This window comes from Thermanaerovibrio velox DSM 12556 (assembly GCF_000237825.1).
Classification (GTDB): Bacteria; Synergistota; Synergistia; order Synergistales; family Synergistaceae; genus Thermanaerovibrio; species Thermanaerovibrio velox.
The window spans coordinates 1,590,992-1,614,706 of sequence record NZ_CM001377.1 but is presented as its reverse complement, the minus strand read 5'-3'; the positions used below and the strand labels follow the sequence as shown (position 1 = coordinate 1,614,706).

23 protein-coding genes and 1 CRISPR repeat array are annotated in these 23,715 nt (G+C 59.8%); of the genes, 13 read left to right on the top strand and 10 right to left on the bottom strand.

Annotated elements, in window-relative coordinates:
• The first annotated feature begins 11 nt into the window (after positions 1 to 11).
• From THEVEDRAFT_RS09615 to cas2, 7 genes are read left to right on the top strand one after another with little or no spacing between them, the layout of a single operon-like run.
• Complete coding sequence (locus tag THEVEDRAFT_RS09615; RefSeq protein ID WP_216593056.1) at positions 12 to 515, top strand: hypothetical protein; 504 nt, start codon at positions 12 to 14, stop codon at positions 513 to 515.
• Positions 516 to 542: 27 nt separating this feature from the next.
• Positions 543 to 1,259, top strand: a complete 717-nt coding sequence (cas5c, locus tag THEVEDRAFT_RS07775; protein WP_006584175.1) for a type I-C CRISPR-associated protein Cas5c — start codon at positions 543 to 545, stop codon at positions 1,257 to 1,259.
• Positions 1,256 to 3,010, top strand: a complete 1,755-nt coding sequence (cas8c, locus tag THEVEDRAFT_RS07770) for a type I-C CRISPR-associated protein Cas8c/Csd1 (RefSeq protein WP_006584174.1) — start codon at positions 1,256 to 1,258, stop codon at positions 3,008 to 3,010. The genes cas5c and cas8c overlap by 4 nt, the downstream gene beginning before the upstream one ends.
• 3 nt (positions 3,011 to 3,013) lie before the next feature.
• Positions 3,014 to 3,874: a type I-C CRISPR-associated protein Cas7/Csd2 gene (cas7c, locus tag THEVEDRAFT_RS07765; RefSeq protein WP_006584173.1), complete on the top strand. Its 861-nt coding sequence runs from the start codon at positions 3,014 to 3,016 to the stop codon at positions 3,872 to 3,874.
• A gap of 13 nt (positions 3,875 to 3,887) precedes the next feature.
• Positions 3,888 to 4,556 carry a CRISPR-associated protein Cas4 gene (gene cas4, locus THEVEDRAFT_RS07760; RefSeq protein ID WP_006584172.1) on the top strand — a complete coding sequence of 223 codons (669 nt, stop codon included), beginning with the start codon at positions 3,888 to 3,890 and terminating at the stop codon, positions 4,554 to 4,556.
• Positions 4,553 to 5,581: a type I-C CRISPR-associated endonuclease Cas1c gene (gene cas1c / locus THEVEDRAFT_RS07755; RefSeq protein WP_006584171.1), complete on the top strand. Its 1,029-nt coding sequence runs from the start codon at positions 4,553 to 4,555 to the stop codon at positions 5,579 to 5,581. Before cas4 ends, cas1c begins: the two co-directional genes overlap by 4 nt.
• Positions 5,582 to 5,593: 12 nt before the next feature.
• Entirely contained in the window at positions 5,594 to 5,884 is a 291-nt protein-coding gene (gene cas2, locus THEVEDRAFT_RS07750; protein WP_006584170.1) for a CRISPR-associated endonuclease Cas2, read from the top strand.
• Positions 5,885 to 6,073: 189 nt separating this feature from the next.
• Positions 6,074 to 7,368: a CRISPR direct-repeat array (repeat unit 32 nt; unit sequence GTCGCCCGCCGCGCGCGGGCGTGGATTGAAAC).
• A 68-nt stretch (positions 7,369 to 7,436) separates the two neighbouring features.
• On the opposite strand, the gene THEVEDRAFT_RS07745 is transcribed toward cas2, so the two are convergent.
• The 6 genes from THEVEDRAFT_RS07745 to THEVEDRAFT_RS07720 all read right to left on the bottom strand — a co-directional run bounded on the left by THEVEDRAFT_RS07745 (position 7,437) and on the right by THEVEDRAFT_RS07720 (position 12,960).
• Positions 7,437 to 7,907, bottom strand: coding sequence for a PTS sugar transporter subunit IIA (locus THEVEDRAFT_RS07745; protein WP_006584169.1), 471 nt, complete (start codon positions 7,905 to 7,907; stop codon positions 7,437 to 7,439).
• The gene (locus THEVEDRAFT_RS07740) at positions 7,904 to 8,839 is read right to left on the bottom strand and encodes a DUF7916 family protein (RefSeq protein ID WP_156787344.1); all 936 of its coding nucleotides are present in this window, start codon (positions 8,837 to 8,839) and stop codon (positions 7,904 to 7,906) included. The genes THEVEDRAFT_RS07745 and THEVEDRAFT_RS07740 overlap by 4 nt, the downstream gene beginning before the upstream one ends.
• Positions 8,840 to 8,866: 27 nt before the next feature.
• The gene (gene nagB, locus THEVEDRAFT_RS07735) at positions 8,867 to 9,607 is read right to left on the bottom strand and encodes a glucosamine-6-phosphate deaminase (RefSeq protein ID WP_006584167.1); all 741 of its coding nucleotides are present in this window, start codon (positions 9,605 to 9,607) and stop codon (positions 8,867 to 8,869) included.
• Positions 9,604 to 10,737 (bottom strand): N-acetylglucosamine-6-phosphate deacetylase, encoded by a 1,134-nt coding sequence (nagA, locus tag THEVEDRAFT_RS07730; protein ID WP_006584166.1) that lies wholly within the window; start codon positions 10,735 to 10,737, stop codon positions 9,604 to 9,606. The genes nagB and nagA overlap by 4 nt, the downstream gene beginning before the upstream one ends.
• A 15-nt stretch (positions 10,738 to 10,752) precedes the next feature.
• Positions 10,753 to 12,135: an N-acetylglucosamine-specific PTS transporter subunit IIBC gene (nagE, locus tag THEVEDRAFT_RS07725; protein ID WP_006584165.1), complete on the bottom strand. Its 1,383-nt coding sequence runs from the start codon at positions 12,133 to 12,135 to the stop codon at positions 10,753 to 10,755.
• Between the two features lie 96 nt (positions 12,136 to 12,231).
• Complete coding sequence (locus THEVEDRAFT_RS07720; RefSeq protein ID WP_006584164.1) at positions 12,232 to 12,960, bottom strand: GntR family transcriptional regulator; 729 nt, start codon at positions 12,958 to 12,960, stop codon at positions 12,232 to 12,234.
• 113 nt (positions 12,961 to 13,073) lie between these two features.
• Here THEVEDRAFT_RS07720 and THEVEDRAFT_RS07715 point away from each other — a divergent pair, with 113 nt between their 5' ends.
• Entirely contained in the window at positions 13,074 to 14,375 is a 1,302-nt protein-coding gene (locus THEVEDRAFT_RS07715; RefSeq protein ID WP_006584163.1) for a hypothetical protein, read from the top strand.
• Between the two features lie 46 nt (positions 14,376 to 14,421).
• Here the strand turns inward: THEVEDRAFT_RS07715 and THEVEDRAFT_RS07710 are convergent, their stop codons facing one another.
• On the bottom strand, positions 14,422 to 15,564 hold the full coding sequence (locus tag THEVEDRAFT_RS07710; protein ID WP_156787143.1) for a sodium ion-translocating decarboxylase subunit beta: 1,143 nt from the start codon (positions 15,562 to 15,564) through the stop codon (positions 14,422 to 14,424).
• A 287-nt stretch (positions 15,565 to 15,851) separates the two neighbouring features.
• Between THEVEDRAFT_RS07710 and THEVEDRAFT_RS07705 the strand changes: the two genes are divergently transcribed.
• The 5 genes from THEVEDRAFT_RS07705 (at position 15,852) to bioA (ending at position 21,010) form a co-directional block, all read left to right on the top strand.
• Positions 15,852 to 17,318, top strand: coding sequence for a glycosyl hydrolase family 18 protein (locus tag THEVEDRAFT_RS07705; RefSeq protein WP_006584161.1), 1,467 nt, complete (start codon positions 15,852 to 15,854; stop codon positions 17,316 to 17,318).
• A gap of 68 nt (positions 17,319 to 17,386) precedes the next feature.
• A complete protein-coding gene (locus tag THEVEDRAFT_RS07700) occupies positions 17,387 to 17,977 on the top strand; it encodes a biotin transporter BioY (protein WP_425358278.1) in 591 nt (196 codons plus the stop codon).
• Between the two features lie 252 nt (positions 17,978 to 18,229).
• The gene (gene bioB, locus THEVEDRAFT_RS07695) at positions 18,230 to 18,946 is read left to right on the top strand and encodes a biotin synthase BioB (protein ID WP_040825424.1); all 717 of its coding nucleotides are present in this window, start codon (positions 18,230 to 18,232) and stop codon (positions 18,944 to 18,946) included.
• Positions 18,943 to 19,677 carry a dethiobiotin synthase gene (gene bioD, locus THEVEDRAFT_RS07690; protein ID WP_006584158.1) on the top strand — a complete coding sequence of 245 codons (735 nt, stop codon included), beginning with the start codon at positions 18,943 to 18,945 and terminating at the stop codon, positions 19,675 to 19,677. The genes bioB and bioD overlap by 4 nt, the downstream gene beginning before the upstream one ends.
• Entirely contained in the window at positions 19,661 to 21,010 is a 1,350-nt protein-coding gene (gene bioA / locus THEVEDRAFT_RS07685) for an adenosylmethionine--8-amino-7-oxononanoate transaminase (RefSeq protein WP_006584157.1), read from the top strand. Before bioD ends, bioA begins: the two co-directional genes overlap by 17 nt.
• Positions 21,011 to 21,246: 236 nt before the next feature.
• Here the strand turns inward: bioA and THEVEDRAFT_RS07680 are convergent, their stop codons facing one another.
• The 3 genes from THEVEDRAFT_RS07680 to THEVEDRAFT_RS07670 form a co-directional block, all read right to left on the bottom strand.
• Complete coding sequence (locus THEVEDRAFT_RS07680; RefSeq protein ID WP_006584156.1) at positions 21,247 to 21,612, bottom strand: hypothetical protein; 366 nt, start codon at positions 21,610 to 21,612, stop codon at positions 21,247 to 21,249.
• Positions 21,613 to 21,712: 100 nt separating this feature from the next.
• On the bottom strand, positions 21,713 to 23,290 hold the full coding sequence (locus THEVEDRAFT_RS10360; protein ID WP_006584155.1) for a methyl-accepting chemotaxis protein: 1,578 nt from the start codon (positions 23,288 to 23,290) through the stop codon (positions 21,713 to 21,715).
• A 174-nt stretch (positions 23,291 to 23,464) separates the two neighbouring features.
• Positions 23,465 to 23,686 (bottom strand): sulfurtransferase TusA family protein, encoded by a 222-nt coding sequence (locus tag THEVEDRAFT_RS07670; RefSeq protein ID WP_006584154.1) that lies wholly within the window; start codon positions 23,684 to 23,686, stop codon positions 23,465 to 23,467.
• Between the last annotated feature and the right edge of the window lie 29 nt (positions 23,687 to 23,715).

The window sequence follows — 23,715 nt, the reverse complement described above, 5'->3', positions numbered from 1 at the left end:
CCCCAGGGCTTTTGAGAAAGGGAGAGGAAGCCTGTCTTGAAATCCTTGCGAAGGGGGACCTTATGGACCTTAGCGGTAGTGTTTTTGGGGAGTACTTTCGGGTGTTTTATGCAAGGGTGAATGAACTGGATAAGCCCAAGTTTGCCGATCGGTTAGTCAGTAGGGCTTCGGAGTTTAAATTTCAATTTAGGAGCCTGGCCCAGGATTTTAGCATGATAGATGACCAGGGGCAGCGGAGCGTGGTTGTTTTTTACCAAAGTCCGTTCAACGCCAAAAGGTCGAGCCGTTTGTTGATTGAAGAGCTGAGGCATAAGGGGCCTAGCAGGACCCTTTTCCGCAAGCTCCAGCGGTTTGCTGTAAACCTTCGGAAAAGGGAATTTGAGATGATCCTAAGGGGTGGGATGGTGGAGGAGATCCATGGATTGTATGTGCAGTGCTGTGATGGGTTGTACAAACCTGGGTTGGGTCTTCTGGTTGATCCGAGTCAGTGGTCTGACGAGGTATTGTTTGCCTGAGGTTTTTTCAGGGGAAAGGAGGTTTATGTGAGCGAGCTTTTTTATAACAGGACTTTTTGCCTTGAAGTTTGGGGGGATTATGCTTGTTTTACTCGACCGGAGATGAAGGTGGAGAGGGTGAGTTATGACGTTATAACGCCTTCGGCTGCGAGGGGGATTTTTGAGGCGATCTTCTGGAAACCGGCGATCAGATGGAGGGTGAGAAAGATAGAGGTTCTCAACCCTATTCGCTGGGTGTCGGTTCGTCGGAACGAAGTGAGTTGTGTCATGACGGAGCGGAGTAACGGTTTTTTTGTTGAGGACAAAAGGCAGCAGCGGGCGGGGGTTTTTCTGAAGGACGTTCGCTATAGGCTTCACGCAGAGTTGGAGTTCATTCCGCCGTCGCAAAGGAAGACTGGTTTTTTGAAGACGCCAGAAGCGTTGATTGATGCGGTGGAATCCGTGGAGCTGGGTGGGGATGAAAATCCCGGGAAGTACAACGCCATGTTCAGGAGGAGGGCGCTTAAGGGGCAGTGTTTCAACCGGCCTTACCTGGGTTGCCGCGAATTTAGTGCACACTTTAGGCTTGTTGAGGACCATGACAGTGGACCAAAGCCTATCGATGAAACCCGGGATCTTGGGTTCATGCTTTACGACATAGATTTTTCCGACCCGGCGAACCCGACTCCGGCGTTTTTCAGGGCTAGGCTTGACAGGGGAGTGGTTAACGTTCCTGATTGGGATAGTGATGAGGTGAGAAGATGATCCTGCAGGCGCTTTGTGAATACTATGAGCGCAGCCTTGCTGATCCGGAAAGGAAAGTTCCACCTGAGGGTTGGGAGTGGAAGGGGATCCATTTTTTGATTGTGGTGGACACCGAGGGCAACTTTATCCGTGTTGAAGATACTAGGGAGTTGTCGGGGAAGAAGTTGGTTGCCAAGAAATTCCTGGTACCTTCTCTGGGTGAGTCCAAGGGGAGTGCGATTAAGGCAAACCTCTTTTGGGAGAATGCTGAGTATTTTCTGGGTGTTCCAACCAAAGAGAACAGCAAGCCTGAAAGGGTAAAAAAGCAACATCAAGCATTTATTGAGAGAATGAAAAGCTTTTTTGAAAAAGAAAAGATTGGTGAGCCAGCAAAAAATGTGCTCAATGTATTTAGCAAGAATTTGCTGGATGAGCTTTCTAAGAGTTCGGTTTGGGATGATCTTAAAAAGCCTGAATCTCTGATGACCTTCAAAATAGAGGGTTTGGGGGTTATTACGGATCTGCCAGAGATTAGAAAGGCCCAGGTTGTTGATGAAAAGGGGCTCCCAGAGGGTATCTGCCTTGTCACCGGTGAGAAGGCTCCTATTAAGCAGTTACATCCCCCTATTCTAGGGGTAAAGGGGGCTAACTCAACTGGTGCGAGTCTGGTTTCTGTCAACAACAAGGTTGAAAACGGTAGGAATGGTGGTCCTACGCCTGCATTTGCGTCTTTTCTCAAGCAGCAGGGGTTTAATGCTCCGGTGAGCGTAAGGGCTGCATTAGCCTATACTAGGGCGCTGAACCTCTTGCTTGATCCCGCATCTAAAAACAAAACGAACCTTGGGGAAACTACCATTGTGTTTTGGGCACAGAAGGAGGATCCGGCCTATTGCAACCTTGAGCAAAGCTTCAGTTGGTTAGTTGGGGAGGACCCAAAGGATGATCCTGACCGATCGGTTGCTGCGGTGAAGGCGCTTTACGAATCGGTGTTTTCGGGTAGGATCCCGGCCACGGAACAGGACCGTTTTTACGTCTTGGGGCTTTCCCCCAACGCGGGGCGGATTTCCGTCCGTTTATGGAGATCTGGGAAGGCGAGGGATTTCGCCGATAAGATTATCAAACATTTTGAGGATGTTCAGATTATCCATGGTCCGAACGAAAAAGAGCATCTGCCGTTGAGCCGTCTTCTTAAGGCAACTGCGTTGGATTACACGATGGATAATGTCCCTCCGAATTTACCTGGGGCAGTTTTAGCGAGCATCTTGGATGGAACGCCTTACCCCAGGTCGCTGTTGCAGCAGTGTATAAGGCGGATTAGGGCTGAAAGGAAGGTGACCAGGGAGCGGGCGGGGATCTTAAAAGCATGCATCAATCGTCAGCAGGCCAATTCGAGGGAGAAGGAGGTTTTGAAGGTGTCCCTAGATCGATCCAATCCAAATGTGGCCTATCGGCTCGGACGGCTTTTCGCGGTTCTTGAAAAGATTCAGGAGGAGGCTAACCCTGGAATAAACGCTACCATTCGGGATCGTTATTACGGAGCTGCTTCATCTATGCCCGTGGTGGTTTTCCCTCAGCTTCTTAAATTAAAAAATTACCATATGGCAAAATTGACTAACCCTGGCAGAAAGGTAAATCTGGAGAAGGAAATAGGAGAAATTATGGATGGTATTGCGACAATGCCGTCGACCATGAGCTTAGATCAGCAAGCGCATTTCGCTGTTGGATATTACCACCAAATGCAAGCTTTTTACAATAAAAATAAGGGGGAATAGGTTATGAGCTGCGTTGACAGAAGGTATGATTTTGTTTATTTCTTTGATGTTGTGGATGGTAACCCAAATGGAGATCCTGATGCAGCTAACATGCCTAGGATTGATGCTGAAACTGGCATTGGCCTTGTTACGGATGTCTGCATAAAAAGAAAAGTTCGCAACTATGTTTATATTACGAGAAACGAAGGGCCGGGATACGGTATTTTTGTCAAAGAAAAGGCGGTTCTTAATAATTTTATAGATGAAGCTCGTGAACAAGAAGAAGTTAAAGCCAGAAAGACGGAGGGCGAAATGGTTGAAGCGGCGAGAAACTGGATGTGCAGGAAATATTACGATGTGCGTGCTTTCGGTGCGGTTATGAGCACCGGTAAGAATGCGGGGCAGGTTCGTGGTCCCATACAGCTGACCTTTGCCCGTTCCCTGGAGCCGATAGTGGCGCTTGAGCACAGCATCACCCGCATGGCGGTTGCGACGGAAGCCGAGGCGAAGGAACAAAGTGGCGGTAACCGCACGATGGGTCGTAAATACACGGTTCCTTACGGGCTTTACAGGGCGTATGGTTTTGTATCTGCCCACCTTGCCGCACAAACTGGTTTTTCCAAGGATGACTTGGACCTTTTTTGGGAGGCGTTGCAGGTTATGTTCGAACACGATCGTTCGGCTGCCCGGGGGTTGATGAGCGCCCGTGCGCTGATCGTTTTCGAACACGAGACCGCTCTGGGTAACAAGCCGGCTCACGAGCTTTTTGAGCGGGTGACGTGGGAGAGGACCACAGAGGGACCGGCGAGAAGTTTTTCTGATTATGCGTTGTTCCTGGACGGGAACCCGATAACGAGTCCCTTGAATTTCGTATCAGTGAAATAACGTGGAAGGGTAGATGTACAGCGAAGAGGACCTTCTTCCGATCTCTGCGCTTCAGCACCTGGCCTTTTGTGAAAGGCAGTGGGGGCTTATCTATTTGGAGCAGGTGTGGCGCGAGAACGTGCTAACCTTGGAGGGTAAGTTTTTGCACGAGAAGGCCCACAAGGAGGATGGTGAAAGCCGGGGGGATGTTAGGATTGTTAGAGCCCTCCGGCTTCATTCTTTCCGGCTCGGTCTTGTGGGTCAGGCGGATGTGGTAGAGTTCCCGGCAGGCGGTCTGGCTGGTCGCCCGCCGAAGATAGTTGAGTATAAGAGCGGTAAACCTAAGGCTGTTGATTGTGACGAAGTCCAGCTTTGTGCCCAGGCGATGTGTCTTGAGGAGATGACGGGCTTACATATTGAGGAGGCTGAATTTTTTTATGGGAAGCCCCGTCGGCGTCATGTGGTGGAGCTGACGGAGGCACTTAGGGCAAGAACCGAGCGTCTCTCTTTAAGGCTGCATGATCTTACCGAAGCCGCAGTTACCCCGTCTGCCGTGTGTGGGAGGCGTTGCGAGCTATGTTCCTTGCGGGATGTTTGCTTGCCTGAAATGAGTCGGGGAGGTAGGAGTGCCCAAAGATATATCAACTCCTTGATCCGCTCATCACTTGCGGAGGACCTGGCTGAAGGGGGAGATGGGCTATGAAACACCTGTTAAACACCCTTTACGTGTTAACCCAGGGATCTTACCTTTCCCGTGATGGTGAAACAGTTCTCGTGCGGGTGGGGGAGGAGACGAAGGTCCGGGTGCCGATCCATACCCTGTGTGGAATCGTTTGCTTTGGTCAGGTTTCATGTAGTCCCTTTCTGATGGGGTTGTGCGGGGAGCGGGGGATTACCCTGTCCTTCATGACGGAAAGCGGCAGGTTCCTTGCCCGGGTGCATGGGCCAGTCTCGGGGAATGTCCTTTTGCGGAGGGAGCAATACAGGCGTGCAGATGATCCAGGCAAGAGTCTTTTGATTGCCCGGTCGATGGTGATAGGGAAGATTGTGAACAGCCGTACGGCTCTTTTGCGGGCTGCAAGGGAGAACAAGTCCGGTGGTTCGGAGGGGTTTTCTTTTGCGGCGAGCCGGCTGGCGGGGATCCTGCGTTTGATTGAATCGGTTGTTGATTTGGATACCTTGAGGGGAGTTGAAGGGGAGGCGGCCCGGATCTATTTTTCGGTTTTTGATGCCTTTATCTGTGCGCAGAAGGATGATTTCTTCTTCCGCGAGAGGAGTAGGCGGCCGCCAATGGATTCGATGAATGCCCTTCTATCGTTTTTGTACACTCTTTTGGTTCACGATACTTCTTCGGCCCTGGAATCGGTTGGTCTCGATCCCGCCGTGGGTTATCTGCACGCGGTGCGTCCAGGAAGGCCCAGCCTTGCGCTGGACATCATGGAGGAGCTGAGGCCCTTTATAGCGGACCGCTTGGCTTTATCCCTGGTGAACAGGCGGCAGGTTAAAGGCAGCGGTTTCACGAGGACAGAATCTGGGGCTGTGTTGATGGATGACAAAACGCGGAAGGAGGTACTGGTGGCCTATCAGGAGAGGAAACGGGAAGAGATAATACATCCTTTTATTGGGGAGAAGATTCCCATAGGTTTGATCCCATACGTTCAAGCCCTTCTTCTCGCTCGTCACTTGCGGGGAGATCTGGATGCGTATCCGCCATTTCGCTGGAAGTAGGTGTGGGAGTTCATGATGGTTTTGGTGACCTATGATGTAAATACGGCCTCCGAAGGGGGCGCCAGGCGTTTGAGACAGGTGGCTAAGATATGCCAGAACTATGGACAGAGGGTACAGAATTCGGTGTTCGAATGCCTTGTTGATCCTGCCCAATGGACGAGTTTGCGGCATCAACTTTTAGAGGTTTATGACCCTGAGAAGGATAGCCTGAGGTTCTACTTCCTTGGCGCAAAGTGGAAGAATCGGGTTGAGCACCAGGGGGCAAAGGCGTCGTACGACCCAGAAGGCCCCCTAGTGATTTGAGGCGATCATCCGCGCGGACCAGAAGCGCTCATGAAAACCTGGGGGGTTCGCGAAGTGGTATAATTGTTCAGCCCCAAGGGTTTAGGTAGGGATGGGTGTAGTGGACTTGCTCGAAACGGGGTCTCTCATGAGGGGTTCGCGAAAAGGCCTGTCTAAAGCCAGGTGGTTGCAGGGTTTGATGTGGTAACCGTCGCCCGCCGCGCGCGGGCGTGGATTGAAACGCCATGCGTATCTCCTCCTTTCCGGCCGTGATCCGTCGCCCGCCGCGCGCGGGCGTGGATTGAAACTCTTTTTGGGCCACCACCAGTGCCCACCACCAGGTCGCCCGCCGCGCGCGGGCGTGGATTGAAACGCGGTGCCTCTATTGACAGCCTGGTGGTGGCATGTCGCCCGCCGCGCGCGGGCGTGGATTGAAACCGAAAACCTTCAAGCTATGGGAATTCTGCAGTTTGTCGCCCGCCGCGCGCGGGCGTGGATTGAAACTTCTTTTTGGGCCACCACCAGGGCCCACTTGGGGTCGCCCGCCGCGCGCGGGCGTGGATTGAAACCCAGATCGTGACCTGGTTATAGCATGCCACCACCAGTCGCCCGCCGCGCGCGGGCGTGGATTGAAACAAATCAGCGCCCTAAAGTCCCCTGCAACGTTTACGTCGCCCGCCGCGCGCGGGCGTGGATTGAAACCCTAAAACGCATAGCGTCAGGCCGAGGGGAATCTGGTCGCCCGCCGCGCGCGGGCGTGGATTGAAACGCGATAGTTATCGTGCGATTCGCATCAATACGCCGGTCGCCCGCCGCGCGCGGGCGTGGATTGAAACAGCTTGATATACGCCTTTAAGTCATCTAATGAAGGGGGTCGCCCGCCGCGCGCGGGCGTGGATTGAAACCGGTCGTGATCCGGTTATAGCACGCCAACGCCAGAGTCGCCCGCCGCGCGCGGGCGTGGATTGAAACTCCTCCTCCTATAGTGGATGTAGTCTCCAGCTTCCGTCGCCCGCCGCGCGCGGGCGTGGATTGAAACCCGTACACCTTTGGTGGGCACTGGTGGTGGGCACGTCGCCCGCCGCGCGCGGGCGTGGATTGAAACGTAGTGCAATCTGCCGATTTTTGAGGGTTTTGGCAGTCGCCCGCCGCGCGCGGGCGTGGATTGAAACCGCTCAAAAACTGCTCTAGGCCCACCACCAGTGCCCGTCGCCCGCCGCGCGCGGGCGTGGATTGAAACCCGGACACTATGGCCTCCCCGGACACCTGGGCCTGTCGCCCGCCGCGCGCGGGCGTGGATTGAAACAGCTACCCCTCCAACGCTGGACATTGGTAAAGAAGTCGCCCGCCGCGCGCGGGCGTGGATTGAAACAAGGCGATAGCCAACTACTTCCAGCATGAGATGGATGTCGCCCGCCGCGCGCGGGCGTGGATTGAAACTGTCGTCTTACTCGTGACATAATACTGTTCAACGTCGCCCGCCGCGCGCGGGCGTGGATCGGACATCGAAGCGCGGTGTACTGAAACATCGAAACAATACCTAGGGAGGGGGACCCCCAGCGGGCCCCCCTCCCTAGGGCTGATAGCTCAGGATCGGGTCTCCCCCCTTGACCTCCCCCTCCTTCAACACCTGAAAGGCTTGCCCGGTGGTTATCAGCACCGGGGAGAGCATGGAGGGCGCCTTGGACCTCACCAGCTCCAGGTTAAACCTTATGACCGGTTCGCCGGCGGTCACCCGATCCCCCTGCCCCTTCAGGGCCGTGAACCCCTCCCCCCGCAGGTTCACCGTGTCCACCCCCACGTGAACCAGTATCTCCACACCCTCCGGGGTGCGCACCCCGAAGGCGTGGGCGGTGGGAAAAAGGACCTCTATCACCCCGTCCGCGGGGCTTAATACGATGCCCTCCGAAGGCTCCACCGCCACCCCGTCCCCCGCCAGCCTGGAGGAGAACACCTGGTCCGGCACTCGCTCCAACGGGTATATGGTGCCGCTGAAAGGGGACAGAACCTTAAAATCCTTCCGCTTGAACCACCCGGTTATCATCGGGCTATCGACCTCGCCATCCTTCTTAGTGTGTGGCGCCTGCCCCGTATGGCCACGGAGAGGGCCATTATGTTCTCCGGCACCGCTATGCCCGAGTAACCGGAGTCCCCTATGTGCTGAACGTCCGCCCCGCCCATCTTGGCCATAAGAGCCAGCCGGGCTATGGTTCCCCGGTCCGCCCCCTCCTGGGAGGTCCCTATGGTGGACATCACAAGCCCCCCCGCCTGGTGAACCGCCTCCGCCGCCCTGGCGAAGAGGTCCTCCGACATGCCCGGCACGGTCCCAGGACATGGTATGAGCACCATGTCCGCACCGGCCCTCACGAGCTCCGAGGCGGCCCTGGGCATGTCCCTCCAGGGGGAGTCAGAGCCTGCGGCGTGCATCTTGCCCGCCCCTATCACCACGTCCCCCAGCTCTTCCCTCATGGAGCTCACGCTGCGGACTATGTCCTCCATCCCCACCCCGGTGTAGGGGTTGGCGGTGATCACCAATAGGCTTGCCCCCATCTCCACCGCCCTTTTGGCGTTCTCCGCCGTGGCGGTCCTCCCAGGCGGCACCTTCACCGCCCCGTCACCCTTGGGTTCCAGGTTGACCCCTATGGGACAGCCCGTAAGGTCCCCCGCCGCAGCTATGGGGTTGCGGTTCTGGCCGGCTTTGCCATGTCCCTGGTGGAACGACCACCGGAAGAGCTCCTCCAGACCGTCGTCGTTGGAAAGCCCCCCTAGAACCGGGTTCTGAAGGTCCAGAAGGTTAAGTATCACCAAGTCCGCCCCCATGGCCTTGGCCAGCTCCGGATTGCTTATGTCCCCCAGCAGCGGCTGGGCGGGGGCTATGACCTCGCAGGCCACGGTCCTGCCCTCCGCAAGCCGTATGCTCTGAACCAGGTCCCGACCGGTGAGCCTTCTAACATGGCTTGCATGAAGATCCAACATCCGCCTCAAGGTCCCAGCCTCCTATCGTCATCTTATGGCCTCCCTTATGAGGGAGGCTGCCTTCTCGTCAACTATTATGGTGGCATTGGGGTGCAGCTGCAGTATCGATGCCGGAAGATCCGGCGTCACCTCCCCCAGCACCGCCCCTCGGACCGCCCGGGCCTTCTCCTCCCCGGAGGCCAGGAGGAGAACCCGGCGGGCCCTCATTATGGTCTTTATCCCCATGCTTATGGCGAATCGGGGCATCTGCTCCGGGGATGGGAAGAACCGGCTGTTCGCCTCTAGGGTGCTCTGGGCCAGCCGCACCACGTGGGTGCTCCCCTCGAACTTCACGTCCGGCTCGTTGAACCCTATGTGCCCGTCCACCCCAAGGCCCAGGATCTGCAGGTCAACGCCCCCGGCGGCGCATATGGCCTCCTCGTACCTCCTGCACTCCTCCTCCAGGTCCTCCGCATCACCCCTCGGGATGTGGCAGTTCTCCCGGGGTATGTTCACGTGGGAGAAAAGGTTGTCCTCCATGTACCGGTGGTAGCTGCAGGGATGATCCGGCGCGAGCCCCACGTACTCATCCAGGTTGAACGTGGTCACCCTGGAGAAGTCCAGGTCCCCGTGTCTGTAGAACTCCACCAGGTTCCGATAAAGCCCCAGCGGCGTCTGGCCGGTGGCGAGCCCGAGCACGCAGTCGGGCTGCAATATAACCCGGCTCGCCACCACTATCGCGGCCATCCGGCTCATCTGATCGTAGTCCTTGGCCACCACTATCCTCATCTGCAGAAGACCTCCATCCCGTTCACGTAAGTCCTTACCACCTCTCCGCCGGGCCCCCACAGGACCATGTCGGCCCTCCTGCCCGGAGCTATGGCCCCCGATGTCTTGTCCCCCAGGAGGTTCGCGGGGTTCAGCGTGGCCCCCTTAACCGCCCGCTCAAAGCGGAGGCCCGTGTAGGCCCCGTAGTTCCTGACCGCCTGGTCCAGGGTTATGACGCTCCCCGCTATGGCACCTTCCTTGAGACGGGCCACCCCTTGCGATACCGTCACCTCCTGGCCCCCAAGGGAGAAGGTGCCGTCCCCGAGCCCCGCACCCCGCATGGAGTCCGATATGAGCACCAGCTTGTCCTCCCCCTTGGCCTTCAGCGCCAGCCGCACCGCTGAGGGGTGGCAGTGGACCCCGTCGACGATCACCTCGCAGAAGACCGACGGGTAGTCCAATGCGGCCCCCACAAGCCCCGGGGTCCTGTGGTGATAGGGGGCCATGCCGTTGAAGAGATGGGCCACCGACATGACCCCCCTCATGAACGCCCTTTGGGCCTCCTCGTAAGAGGCGTTTGAATGTCCCGCCGAGGCGGTGATGCCAAGCCGAAGCGCCGTGTCCAGGAGCACCCAGTCCGGATCCCTTTCGGGGGCGAAGGTCACGATCCTTATCACGTCCTTGAAGTCCTCCAGCAGCTCCGGCTTGGGACCTGTGATGAAGGACCTGTCCTGGGCCCCGGGGCGCTCGGGGCTGATGAAGGGGCCCTCCAGGTGGGCTCCTATGAGCCTGGCGCCCGGCATGGGACGCCCCATGCGGGACCTTATGCTGCCCAGGACCCTTCGTATCTCCCCCTCCGGTAGCGTCATCGTGGCGGGGCAGAAGGCGGTCACCCCGTGGGACGCCAGGCGGCATGACATGGCCTCCAGGGCCTCCGGCGTGCCGTCGCAGGCGTCGTGGCCCCCTATGCCGTGGATGTGCAGGTCCATGAGCCCCGGGGTGAGCCAAAGTCCCCGGCAGTCCATGACCCGGTGCCCCTTGAGGGGCCGAGTGCCCGGGATTACCTCCCTTATCACGTGGTCGAAAACCACCGTTCCCTCCATGGCCTCCCCGGATGGCAGGACCACCAAGGGGCCCAGAAGCGCGTTCACCGTCCTTCCCCCTTCTTAACCCTTCAGCTGTCTCTTGATGGCCCCGGCTATGAGGTCCGCCTTGGTGCCCACCACTATCTGCATGTCCGTGGAGTTGGGCCTTATTATGCCGGTGGCCCCTAGCCTGCGGATCTCCTCCTCCATGACCAGCTTGCCGTCCTTAACGGACAGCCTGAGACGGGTTATGCAGGAGTCCAGGGAGGATATGTTCCCAGCACCTCCTAGGCTTGCTATGTAGGCCGCGGCCAGCTTCATCAGCTCCTCGTCGGTGGAGGCCGAGGCGGTCATCCCCCGGGGGGCTAACTCCCTGCCGGGGGTGGGCAGGTCCAGGGCCTTGATCATCGCCACGAACAGGAAGTAGTAGACCGCGCCGAACCCAAGCCCGATGGGTATGAGCAGGAGGGGCTTGGTGGCCAGGCCGTAGTTGAGCACGTAGTCTATGGCCCCCGCGGAGAAGCCGAAGCCGTGGTGGATCCCAAGGGCTTCGCATACGGCCAACGCCGCGCCGGTGAGGATCGCATGGGCCACGTAGAGGGCCGGGGCCAGGAACATGAAGGCGAACTCTATCGGTTCCGTTATGCCGGTGAGGAACGACGTCAATGCCACGCTCAGCAAGATGCCGCTCACCGCCTTTCGGTTCTCGGGCCTTGCGGTGGTGTACATGGCAAGCGCCGCGGCGGGCAGGGCGAACATCATTATGGGGTAGAAGCCGGTCATGAAGGTACCTGCGGTGGGGTCTCCGGCGAAGAACCGGGAGAGGTCGCCGGTGACCACCTTGCCCGCCTTGTCGGTGAAGGAACCGAAGACGAACCAGACGAGGCTGTTGATCACGTGGTGAAGCCCCAGGGGCAGCAGCAGCCGGTTAAGGGCTCCAAAGGCGAAGGCCCCCACCAGCCCGGCTCCCACGATCCAGTTGCCCACCCCGTGGATGGCCTGCTGGATGGGGGGCCATATGAAACCGAAGATGAGGGCCAGAGCTATGCTGCAGCCCGCGGAGGCGATGGGGACGAACCGTTTGCCCCCGAAGAAGCCCAGGAAGTCCGGGAGCTTTACGTTGTGGAAGCGGTTGTAGAGCTGTCCCGCCAGGATCCCGGAGATGATGCCCGCTAGAACCCCCATGTTGATGTCCTTGTTGATGGTCACCATGGCCTTGGTGAGGGTGAGGTACCCCACCGCCCCGGCCAGGGCTGCGGCGCCGCCGCCGTCGAACGCGAAGCCCACCGCAACCCCGATGGCGAAGACGAGGGGCAGGTTGTCGAATATGGCCCCTCCGGCCTGCATTATGAAGGGGATGTCGAGCACGTCCGATGCCCCAAGGCGGAGCAGCAGCGCCGCCGCGGGCAGCACCGCCACCGGCAGCATCAAGGCCTTGCCAAGCTTCTGAAGACCTCCAAACATCTCTTCCTACCTCCTTATGGTGATATTTCTGCAGCTTAAAGGGGATCGGCGCCCCTCTATGCCCTTTCGTTGCCTGGCTTCGTCAGCCGCTGAACGCTAGATGGAGAAGGTTATCTCATAGAGGAACTTCCTTCCCCGGTATATGCACTTTGAGAACTCCAGGGGCAGCCCTTCGGAATCCAGCGCCACCCGCCTGAAGAGGAGCATCGGGGTCTTGGGCTCCTCCTGGAGCATCTTGGCCTCGTACTCGCTGGCCAGCACCGCCTCGATGGTCTGCCTTGCAAGCACCGGGGGCTTCTTGAGGTGCTCCCGGAAGAGCCGGTACAGGGAGTCCCCGTTCAGCAGATCCGGTGTTAGGTCCGGGAATCGGTCCTTGGGTATCCAGGCGTGCTCCAGGGAGAACGGTTCGTCCTCCACGAACCTGAGCCGGAGTATGCTGAAGACCAAGGCCCCATCGGGAATTTGAAGCCTTGAGGGCATGCTGCCCTCCGCGGGCTCCTCGGAGAAGGAGATGATCTCGGTTCTGCATGAGAGTCCCGCCTCCCTTATGTTGTCCGTGAAGCCCCCCAGGGTGGAGGAGCTGCAAGGGGGCTTGGGATGGGCCACGAAGGTCCCCACCCCCCGCTGGCGGAACAGCACCCCTTCGTTCACCAGGGCGGTCACCGCCTTGGCGGCGGTCATCCGGCTTATCTTGTACCTGTCGCAGAGCTCCCGCTCGGACGGTATGGGATCCCCGGGCTTGAGCTCCCCCTGCTCTATCTTCCTCAACAGCTTCTCCTTGAGCTGATAGTACAGGGGCACCGGGCTCTCCTTCCTAAGCGTCATGGGAATCCCCCCAAATGTCATCATGTTGTCATGTGGACTATATCACCAGCGGTCTTTTCTCGCAACGCCCGCCGTGGTGGTATGATTGGCGGGTCATCAGGGGGTGTTGGGCTTTGATATGTGGTGTTTTATTCCGGGTATGTGCTTGGGTTTTGTGTTTTGCGTGGGTTTTGGGCTTCCCTTCCGGGGCCTTCGCCCAGGGGGAGCTTTTCACCGTAAGGATACCCCTTGAGCGGGGCAGGCAGGTGAGGGTTGAGGAGGGGGGCATGTCGATTCAGATGGGGCAGGTGCTCTCCACCCCCATAAGACCCTTGTACCCCGCCTTCGGGGCCTCCCGGTGGGGCAAGGTGGGTACCGTGGTGGCCTCCGCGGTGAACGCTGTTCACGTGCTGGTGGGGCTTAAGGGGGGACGAGGGGCGGTGGTGAGCCTCATCCCGTCCTACACCATGGCCCCTGCCTCCAGACCCTTCAGCGCGGTGGTGGTGGACGGGGTGGGGGGCAGCGGCCTCTTCGGCGCCTACTGCCCTCCCGTGGGCACCCCCGTGACCGGGGTTTTGAAAGACGGTTCCGAGGTCCCCCTGGACGAGGGGGTTCTGAAGGAGGTCGTGGAGATCCGCTACAGGGTAATGCCTCCCTCGGGGGCCCCCTTGTGGGTGGACCTTGAGAACCGCTTGGGCGGCAGGGTGGAGGCGGTGTACCCCTCCGGGGCAAAGGTCATAGGGGAGGTGGTGCATCCGGTGAGCGGCATAGGTTTTTTCGAGGGGAGCCACTACCAGGGGGTGGGGCGGATAAGGGCGAACCACCCAGGGGTGGTTTGCGTTTCCACCTCGCCTCCCGGGGAGATGGGGGGCTTCCAGATAGTGCCGGAGGAGCACGCCAGGTCCCATGAGATGAAGCCCGCCTGGTACGAGCCCCAATGGCTCATAGTCCGCTCTCTGGGTGGTGGGGCTGCCCCGGGGACCAAGCCCCTCTTCAGCGGCTACCTGATGCCCGGTCCTTCCGATAGGGATCAAAGGGTGGGGCCCTTGGAAGCCCTGTCGGTGGCCTCGGTGAAGGTGAGGCGTTCCGGCGGTGACTGGGAGGACATGCCCAAGGCCTCCAGCGAGGCGGAGGGGGTGTTCCTCAAGGACGTGACCCACATAAGGATACTTTACCCCCGGTTTTCGGGGCCCCTCTCATCCACGGTGGAGACCGGATCCCCTGGTAGGACCGATCCCGCCGTCTCCGACGGATACGGTGCTGCTTCGGATGCTGGGGCCCTCGGCGGGGACCAAAGGGCCGGGTCTGCGGCAGGGAAGGCCGGGGAAGGTGCCAAGAAGGATAAGAAGGACAAGAAGACGGACGGCGGCTCCGGAGCTGCGGGGTCGAAGCAGAGGGTCTACGACCAGGGAGCTCCGGAGCCGGAGTACTTTTAGCTTGTAGACCCTTGGGCCTTTGGGTAACGTGAGGGGCCGCTGCGGGTTAGCCCAGCAGCGCCAGCAGCAGGCCCCCGGCCAGCACGGAGCCTATCTGACCTGATACGTTGGCCCCCACGGCGTGCATGAGGAGGAAGTTGCCCGGGTCCGCCTCCTGCCCCAGCTTCTGTATGGTCCTGGCGGACATGGGGAACGCGGAGATGCCCGCCGCCCCCACCATGGGGTTCACCTTGAGGTGTTTGGGCAGGAAGAGGTTGAGGAGCTTGGCCATCACCACCCCCGCGGCGGTGTCGAGCACGAAGGCCACGAGCCCCATGGCTATTATGATCAGGGTGGAGAGGTTGACGAACCTGGACCCCGTCATGGTGGCGGAGATGGTGAAGCCCAGCAGTATGGTGACGATGTTTGCCAGCTCGTTCTGAGCCGCCTGGGAGAGCCGCTCGGTCACGCCGCTCACCCGCAGGAGGTTGCCGAACATGAGAAACCCTATGAGGGCCGCGGACGGAGGGGCCACGATGCCCGCCACCAGGGTAACTATCACCGGGAAGGCGATGAGCTTCGTTCGGGACACCTCCTTCTGGGCGTAGGGCATCCTCATGGCCCTCTCGGACTTAGTGGTGAGGAGCTTTATCACCGGCGGCTGGATTATGGGCACCAGGGCCATGTACGTGTACGCCGCCACCGATATGGGGCCCAAAAGGTGCGGGGCGAACCGGTTTGCCACGTATATGGAGGTGGGGCCGTCGGCGGCGCCTATTATCCCTATGGAGGCCGCCTCGTTGACGTTGAAGCCAAGCAGCAGCGCCAGCCCCATGGTCATGAATATGCCCCCCTGGGCGGCAAGGCCGAAGATGAACATCCGGGGGTTCGATATGAGGGGGGAGAAGTCGCACATGGCCCCCACGGCGATGAATATGAGCAGGGGGAACAGCTCGGTTGATATGCCCGCCTTGAACAGCAGCGACAGGGCTCCCTCGGTGAGCTTGCCGCCGGATATTTGATCCAACGCGGATGTGAAGGGGATGTTCACCAGAATAGTGCCGAATCCCATGGACAGCAGGAGGTTGGGCTCGAACTCCTTGGCTATCGCAAGGTACATAAGACCCATCCCCACCGCGATCATCACCGCTTCCTTGTAGGTGAAGGCGCTTACGGTATGACCTAGAAAACGCAGTAGTTCTTCCAACATCGATCCTCCCTTTTCATATGTTTCAAATCTCTCCGCCTGGCGGTCATCCGCCAATTTTGCCTCTTCGCTAAAGCCGTGTAAAGCCCTTTGGGGCGATTGACTTTTCGGCCTTTGGCGGTTATCCCCTGAGGATCCCGTTTTTTCTGCCCCTTGGGTTGTACGTCTGGTCCCGTGGCTGCATAATAAGACCGTGGGGAGATCCCTAGGAAGGCTTGCTTTTTCCCGCTCCACATCCTTGGGGCGGTTTAAGCCGGTTAACTTCAAGTTGCTTGGGGAGGTAGTTTCCGTTGCGGATTTTCGGAGGTTTCGGCAGGGTTCTCAGGATGGCGGGGGGGCTTGTGGCGGCCTTGCCGTTTTTAATCTTTGGTATTTGGGTAGGACCCGGGGCGGCGGACGATCAGGTTCCATTGTACCTTAACGCCGTAGGGGACCGGCCTGTCATGGCGGGCACTGCCATAAGACGGGGGGAGTCGCTGCTAGTTCCCCTTGGGGCTTTAAGACGCCTTGGGGCGGACGTGGCCTTTGACGGAGGCTCCAAGCTGGTGGTGATGGAGCTCCGGCGCGGCAACCCCATGGTGTCCTTTGACGTCCCCCTGGAGGGGCTTCGCCTCACCGCCCGGGGAAATCCGGTTAGCGGCGATGTGTTCATGGACATCCGGGGCTTCGAGCCGGTGCTCGGGATAGCCATGGCGGCCGTTGACGATGGGGTTATGTTGTACCGCCTCAACTCCCTTGGGGAGCTTAAGGACCTTCCTTCCCCGTTGAACTCCCCCCTGGAGCACCCGTTCTCCTTGGTGTGGGACCCCCTCTACAGGACCGACCCGCACCTGGACCCCTCGTTCCCATCGGTATCGGTGGTGTCCCCTTCGTGGTTTAAGGTGAGGCCGGACGGGGAGGTTGAGTTCACCGGCCGTCTCTCCTACGTGGAAGGGGCCCACCGGCTTGGGGTAAGGGTCTGGCCCCTGGTCCACAACGGCTTCGACCCCGGAGCCACCAAGGCGTTCCTCAACGATCCCACCGCGGTCAACCGGGCGGTGGGCCGGATAGTTGCCTACTGCTCCCTGCTGGGGCTGGACGGGATCAACCTGGACTTCGAGAACATGGACCCCGCGGACAAGGACGCCTACAGCGCCTTCGTGAGGGCCGTGGCGGAGCGCTTGAGGCCCCTGGGGCTTAAGACCTCCGTGGACGTGACCGTTGAGTCCACCAGCGCCTTCTGGTCCCGCTGCTACGACCGGCGGGCCCTTGGGGAGGCGGCGGACTACGTTATGGTGATGACCTACGACGAACACTGGGGCAAGAGCCCCGTGGCGGGATCCGTGGCCTCCCTGCCCTGGGTGCAGAGGGGGCTGGAGGGGCTTCTGAGGAGTGTGCCTGGGGATAAGCTGCTGCTTGGCCTCCCGTTCTACACCCGGGTGTGGGAGGAGAGCCCCTCTGGCGGGGGAGTGAAGGTCAGGTCCAAGGCCCTTTCCATGGGGACCGCGGAGTCAAAGGTCCAGGAGAACCAAGCCCAGGTGAGGTGGCTTGAGGAGGCGGGGCAGTTCTACGCGGAATACCTAAGGGACGGCAAGCGCTACCGCATATGGCTCGAGGAGGAGCGGTCCCTCGGCCTTAAGGCCTCGCTGGTTCCCCGATACGGGCTTGCCGGAGTGGCCGCCTGGCGGCGGGGCTTCGAGCGGCCGGAGGTTTGGGGGGCCATCCACAACTCCATGGGGGCTGCGGCGGTTAGGGGAGGTATGTCAACTATACAATAAAATAGGTTGACATATCTCAGGGATTTGCTTAAACTGGCGACATCTCTTGGAAGTACTACATCTTGGAGGTGTCGCCTTTGAACGTTTTAAGCGGTTCTCAGAGCTCAGGAGCCACGAAAAGCTGGGTCATGGCCGGCCTCTTTGCCGCCCTCACCGCGGTGGGTGCCTTCATAAGGATCCCCATCCCCTACGTGCCCTTCACCCTGCAGTTCTTCTTCTGCGCCCTGTCCGGCATCCTCTTGGGGGCCCGCTGGGGTTTCGTGTCTCAGGTGATCTACGTCCTTATGGGGCTGTCGGGGCTCCCGGTGTTCACCGCCGGCGGCGGCCCGTCCTACGTCTTCCAGCCCACCTTTGGCTACCTTGTGGGCTTCTGCGCCGGTGCTTACGTCACCGGCTTCCTGTGGGAGCGCTGGGGGAGCAAGGCCGGGACCTTTATCTGGGCCTACCTGTCCGCCCTGTCGGGGCTTGCGGTGATATACCTCATGGGGGTCCCTTACCTTTGGGTGATAATGGACCTTTACCTAGGCAAGGCCAAGGGCTGGGGCTGGGCGGTGAAGGCGGGATTCCTGGTGCCCATCGGCGGTGACCTGGTGCTTTGCGCCCTCATCGCCATGGTGGCCCTGCGGATCAGGAAGCACAACTGGGGCTTCCTCAGATGAGCCTGCCGCTTGCCCTTGCCCGGCGGGTTCTGAACGGCGGGAGCCTGTCCCCTGAGGAGGGGCTCTCGCTTTTTAGTGCGCCCCTGGAGGAGCTTATGGAGGGAAGTGCCGTCATAAGGGAGGCCCTTTTGCCCGCCGGGATTGAGCTCTGCGCCATCTGCTCGGTCCATACGGGCTCCTGCTCCGAGGACTGTGGTTTCTGCGCCCAGTCCACAAGGGGGCCTGTGGGGACCCAGATGCCGGGGGGGAGTGATGGAGGATCAAGAGGTCTTATCCATGGCCCAAAGGGCCGCTTCCTTCAAGGTGAGCCGCTTCTCCCTGGTCTCATCGGGTTTCAAGGCCCCGAAACGGGTCCTGGGGATGGCGGTGCGGCTTGCCCCGGCCATCCGCGGCATGGGGCTTTCCCCCTGCGTGTCCCTGGGATTCCTCTCCCGGGAGGAGCTCAAGGCCCTCAGGGACGCGGGGGTGGAGAGGATCCACTGCAACCTGGAGGCCTCCCCGTCGTTCTTCCCCTCCATATGTTCAACCCACCGGTGGTCCAGGAAGCTGGAGTTCATAAGGGAAGCGGCGGCCATGGGGTTTGAGGTATGCTCCGGCGGGATCATGGGCATGGGGGAGTCCCATGAGGACCTTGTGAGCCTCGGGCTTTGGAGCTCCAAGCTGGGGGCGGTGTCGTTCCCCCTCAACGTCCTTTCTCCGATAAAGGGCACCCCCATGGAGGGGCGCCCCGTGACCTCTGGGGAGGAGTTCCTCAGGTTCTCCTGCGTCCTGCGGTATCTGATCCCCACTGGAAGGATAAGGTTGGCGGGGGGAAGGCCCCTCATAAGGCCCTTTGACAGGACCGCCCTGTCGGGCCCCGTGGACTCCCTCATGACCGGGGACTACCTCACCACCCAGGGCATGTCCTTTGAGGATGATGCGGCTATGCTCGGTGAACTTGGGTTAAAGCCCTTGGGGAGGATCATATGAGCCGCCTGTCGTCACCTCCATTCTCGGGGGCCGATGGTTTTTGGGTGTTGGGCACCGGCACCGACGTGGGGAAGACCGCGGTTAGCTCCGCCCTGGTCAGGGGGCTCCGGGAACTCGATCTTCCCTGCGGCTACTTCAAACCCGTGGCCACCGGCGCGGTGGACCGAATGGGGACCCTTGTTGGGGAGGACCCGGAGACGGTGGTCTCCGCGGCGGGCCTTGAGGATGCCCCATCGGACCTTACGGGGCTTCTTTTCAAGCTCCCCGCATCTCCTCACCTCGCGGCGGCTCAGGAGGGACGGTCCATAGGGGAGGCGGAGGAACGGTTAGCGCTGGAGAAACTGTGGGTCCTCCTTGGGCGTTACCGGCCCGTGTTGCTGGAGGGGGCCGGCGGGGTGGCGGTTCCCCTGGGGGACGGGACCTTCATCTCCCACTGGGTGGCCCGGTGGGGCATGCCCGCGGTTCTGGTATCTCCAAGCGGCCTTGGAGCCTTGAGTCACCTTTGGACCGCCCTGTTCTTCCTGCGCTCCCTGGGAGTTCCAGTCCCCTTGGTTATACTCAACCGGTTCGACCAGTCCTCATTAATCCACCGGGATAACCGGGACTGGGTGCGCAGGAACTGTGGGGTTGAGGTCATGACGGTGCCGGATTGTCCCGACGGTCCCGTCCTACTTGGACGGGAACAGCTGCTCACGTTCGCGGAGGTGATGGGATTTGGGCTCTCTTGCTGACCGAGACCTCAAGGTCAATTGGCACCCCTGTACCCAGATGGCGGACCATGAGGAGTTCCCACCCCTGCCTGTGGTTTCCGCCCAGGGGGTGTGGCTCCACCTGGAGAACGGATCCCGCCTGTTGGACGGCATATCCTCCTGGTGGACCAACCTTTTCGGCCACTGCAACCCCCGGCTGACGGATGTCCTTGTCAGGCAGGCCCGCACCTTGGACCACTGCATGTTCGCAGGGCTCACCCACCCTTGGGCGGTGGAGCTCTCCGAAAGGCTCACGGGCCTTGCGGGGCTCCAAAGGGTCTTTTACGGGGACAACGGTTCCTCCGCGGTGGAGATCGCCATGAAGATGGCTTATCACCACCAGGTTAACCTTGGACGTCCCGAAAGACGTCTCTTTGCCCACCTCGGGGGCAGCTATCACGGGGAGACCCTGGGGGCCCTTTCGGTGGGGGATCTGGGGCTCTACGGGGAGCCCTACCGGGATATCACGCTGAGGAACCTTAGGCTCCAGGGACCCAGCTGCTCGGACTGTCCCTTTGGGGAGTCCAGGGACCGGTGTTCCCTGGGGTGCCTTGACAGGGACCTAAAGGTCTTGCGGGATCAGGCCTCCCAGGTCTGTGCGGTCATAGTGGAACCCTTGGTTCAGGGGGCGGCGGGCATGAGGATCTACCCCAAGGGTTACTTCGAGGGGCTTAGAAGGGCCGCATCGGAGCTTGGGATCCTGTTCATAGACGACGAGATCGCCATGGGCTTCGGCAGGACCGGACAGTTCCTGGCCTTCCAACACTGTGAACTGGAGAGCCCCCCGGACCTGGTGTGTCTGTCCAAGGGTATAACCGGGGGGATGATGCCCTTTTCAGCAGTGCTGGCCTCGGAGGAGGTATACCGGACTTTCTACGGTGGCGGTGTGGAGAGGGCTTTTCTCCACAGCCACAGCTACTGCGGGAACCCGTTGGGCTGTGCCCTGGGGATAGAGGTGCTGCGCATCTTCGATGATGAGGGAGTCCTAGAGAGGGTAAGGATCTTGGGTGAGGCCCTTGAGGACTTCATGAGGCGCCACTTCGGCGGACTTCCCTTCACCTGGGATCTAAGGCGCATAGGTCTTGTGGGGGCCTTGGACCTTAGAAGGCCCGATGGATCTGCCCTGCCAGCGGATATGATGGTGGGCCGCAGGGTGGGTCGGGAGTGCATGAGACGGGGGGTCCTGATAAGGCCCCTGGGGGACGTGGTGTACTTCCTGCCCCCCTATGTGATGGGGCAGGAGGAACTGGAGTTCATGGTTAAAACCGCCGCGGAAGCCTCCATCCATGTGCTCCAGTCCTTGGGCATCTCTTGATAGGCCCCGGGCTCGCTTTAGCCTTTGGTTTCACAAGGGGGGTGTAGGACCCCGGGCTTGCGCGCAGCCTCGCCGAGGCTCGCTCCAACGGCCCCGCTTTGGGTGAAGAAGGGCCGTGTTCTCCCGCCATGGCCGGATAAGGGATGAAGGCTGCAAAAGCGGGGAGGAGCGGTGGCTTGGCTCCTCCCCGCTGGGACTTACAAGCTAAGGATCCGGGAGATCGATCCCTCAGGCTCCTATGGCCACGTGACCGTCACCTGCACCCTCGCGGTCTCCTGCTTGAACTGCCCCTCCTTCAGGTTGGGGTAAACCCTGTAGGTCCCGCCGGACAGGGTGAACCCTATGGCATCACCGGCGGATTTGAACGTGCCTATCACGTTCCCGTCCCTCTCGATCCAGAAACCGTCCCCGTCGCAGCTGGCGTTTGTTATGGTGGCCACCACGCCCCTGGGCACGTCGAACGGCGTGGCCCTAAGCTCCGCGTTCCTGCCCGGATTGCCCCTGATCTGAGTTCCGCTTCCCGAGGCGGTTCCCGCCATGGCGGAAGCCGCAAGGGATAGCACCAAAAGCGCCGCCAGCGCCAGTATCCAGTGCTTTTTCATTTCGCAACCCCCCTTGAGTGGATTTGCTGAGAACATTCTATACTATTTTGCAAATTTTACAAGGGGGCCTGCGAAAAATTTAAACGTTTAACATGCTATATCATATTTGGGAGTTCAACGCGCTGAGCAGTTCCTTGTGGTCCTTGTGGACCAGCATGACCACCTGAACGGTCTCAAGGGGATCTCCTATCGGTTCGAACAGACCGTCGTAAATGGTTTGGTTAAGGTGTTTTGCCACCTGTTCCTCGCATGCCACCAGGTCTACCCGGTTCCACATGTGCTCCGCGAAGCTCAAGGGGTCGTTATCGAACTCCACCACCTTGGCCCCCCGGGACTTCAAGATGTTGATGAGGTTGCCGGTGCCCCCCCGCTGCACCCCCACGGTCTTACCCTGGAGGTCCCTCAGGGATGCCATGTCCCTGGTCCTCCCGAGTCCGTCCTTCCGGGAGGCGTACACCCGGGTCCTGAAGGTACCGTAGGTCTTGGTTGCCTCCACGGGGAAGCTGTTGAAGTAGGGGTTGGGCCAGCCGGCGTTCAGTATCACGTCCACCTTGCCTTCCATGAGGAGGGGGAACACCTGGTCCCAGGGGGCCCCGATGAACGACGCCCGCTTGGAAAGCCCTGACGCTGCCTTCTTGGCCCTCTCAACGCTTATGCCCTTTGATGCCCCCTCGGAGAGGTATACCCAGGGGGCGTAGGAGTCATCGTGCCCGAAGGTTATGGTGTTCTCGGGCTTCACCTTGGAGCGGAAGGACAGGAACCGTTCGAAGGTGCGCTTCGCCTCCCTGGCGTACCTCTCAAGCCCGGAGAAAAGGACATCCCGCTTTCTAGCCTGGGCCTCCGAGACCTCCACGGTCTCCGTTATCTTGGCGTTTATCTCGCAGGAGCCCTTAAGCACCTCTTCCTCCAGGCTTCCCTGTTCCTCCACCCGCTTGGATATGTCCTCCAGCTTGGCGGACGAGGACTTCAAGCTGTCCATTGAGTCCCTAAGGGTCCTGGTGCCCCCGAGGATCTCCCTGACCGTGGCCTCCTTGAGCTCCCGGAAGGTCTCTATCCCCTCCTGGGTCTCCTGGGTCTTCCGGGATAGCATTTCCATCAGGGCCGCGATCTTCTTGGTTATGCCGGTGCTCTCCGCCGCGAGCTTCCGCACCTCGTCCGCCACCACCGCAAAGCCCTTGCCGTGTTCCCCCGCCCGGGCGGCCTCTATCGCAGCGTTAAGTGCCAAGAGGTTCGTCTGCTTCGCCACCCGCTCTATGCCGTTTAACATGTCCGCCACGTCCCGGGCCACCGATGCCAAAGATCCCACCAGCCCCTGTACGTCCTCAAAGGATCGGTTCATCCTGTCCAGGGACTCCGTGGCCTTGCCCATGAGCTCCGCGCTCCGGTTCCCCTCCTGGACCGCCCTCTCCAGTATGTCCTTGAGGGAGTCCACGTCCCTTATGACCTCCATCATGCGCCTTTGGCTTGACTCCATGTCCGCGCAGGCCCTGTCCAGGGACCTCCTGCCCTCGTCAAGCTCCTTGAGCAGCCCCGCGGAGTCCGCGCTGGCGAGCTTCACCGAGAGACGCTGTTCCCGCACGAAGGACCGTAAAAGACCATCCGCCTCCGCCAGAACCTCCAAAAGCTCCGCTACGTCCAGTCTATCATCCCCGGCCATGGGAACCGGCAATCTCTCCATGGTCTGATTCCCCCTTGTCTTTTTGCTATACTTTTAAACCATTATGGCAAATCCCAGTGCCGAGGGATATGGACGGGGTGACAGTTTTATTGTCAACAAATGCCTTAAAACAATAGGGAGGCCCTTGGGCCTCCCGGGTTTGTTATGCTTTGGTAACCTTGTGGTGTTTAAGTTTTAAGATTCGGCTGTTATCAGGAAGTCCCCGTCGGGGGTCTCCTCCCAGGAGGCCTTGAGGCCCCTCGAGGAGCAGAACCGGATGACGTTTTCCCGGGACGTTGCGGTGCTTACCAGTATTGTTATTGGAAGCTCCGGTGATGAGTCCAGGGCCTTCTTGGTTAACAGTACCGGCTGGGGACAGGATAACCCCCTGGCGTCAACGGTTACGCTGGAAGACATGGTTAAAGATACCTCCTTTCCAGACCTGT

Bases quoted from the DNA above. Each gene is read 5' to 3' on its own strand.
- THEVEDRAFT_RS07720 (WP_006584164.1), bottom strand. From the start codon at position 12,960: ATGACGCTTAGGAAGGAGAGCCCGGTGCCCCTGTACTATCAGCTCAAG.
- bioB (WP_040825424.1), top strand. From the start codon at position 18,230: ATGGAGGATCAAGAGGTCTTATCCATGGCCCAAAGGGCCGCTTCCTTC.
- cas4 (WP_006584172.1), top strand. From the start codon at position 3,888: ATGTACAGCGAAGAGGACCTTCTTCCGATCTCTGCGCTTCAGCACCTG.
- cas2 (WP_006584170.1), top strand. From the start codon at position 5,594: ATGATGGTTTTGGTGACCTATGATGTAAATACGGCCTCCGAAGGGGGC.
- cas7c (WP_006584173.1), top strand. From the start codon at position 3,014: ATGAGCTGCGTTGACAGAAGGTATGATTTTGTTTATTTCTTTGATGTT.
- bioD (WP_006584158.1), top strand. From the start codon at position 18,943: ATGAGCCGCCTGTCGTCACCTCCATTCTCGGGGGCCGATGGTTTTTGG.
- THEVEDRAFT_RS07680 (WP_006584156.1), bottom strand. From the start codon at position 21,612: ATGAAAAAGCACTGGATACTGGCGCTGGCGGCGCTTTTGGTGCTATCC.
- THEVEDRAFT_RS07740 (WP_156787344.1), bottom strand. From the start codon at position 8,839: ATGTTGGATCTTCATGCAAGCCATGTTAGAAGGCTCACCGGTCGGGAC.
- cas1c (WP_006584171.1), top strand. From the start codon at position 4,553: ATGAAACACCTGTTAAACACCCTTTACGTGTTAACCCAGGGATCTTAC.
- THEVEDRAFT_RS10360 (WP_006584155.1), bottom strand. From the start codon at position 23,290: ATGGAGAGATTGCCGGTTCCCATGGCCGGGGATGATAGACTGGACGTA.
- nagE (WP_006584165.1), bottom strand. From the start codon at position 12,135: ATGTTTGGAGGTCTTCAGAAGCTTGGCAAGGCCTTGATGCTGCCGGTG.
- THEVEDRAFT_RS07670 (WP_006584154.1), bottom strand. From the start codon at position 23,686: ATGTCTTCCAGCGTAACCGTTGACGCCAGGGGGTTATCCTGTCCCCAG.
- THEVEDRAFT_RS07710 (WP_156787143.1), bottom strand. From the start codon at position 15,564: ATGTTGGAAGAACTACTGCGTTTTCTAGGTCATACCGTAAGCGCCTTC.
- nagB (WP_006584167.1), bottom strand. From the start codon at position 9,607: ATGAGGATAGTGGTGGCCAAGGACTACGATCAGATGAGCCGGATGGCC.
- cas8c (WP_006584174.1), top strand. From the start codon at position 1,256: ATGATCCTGCAGGCGCTTTGTGAATACTATGAGCGCAGCCTTGCTGAT.
- THEVEDRAFT_RS07745 (WP_006584169.1), bottom strand. From the start codon at position 7,907: ATGATAACCGGGTGGTTCAAGCGGAAGGATTTTAAGGTTCTGTCCCCT.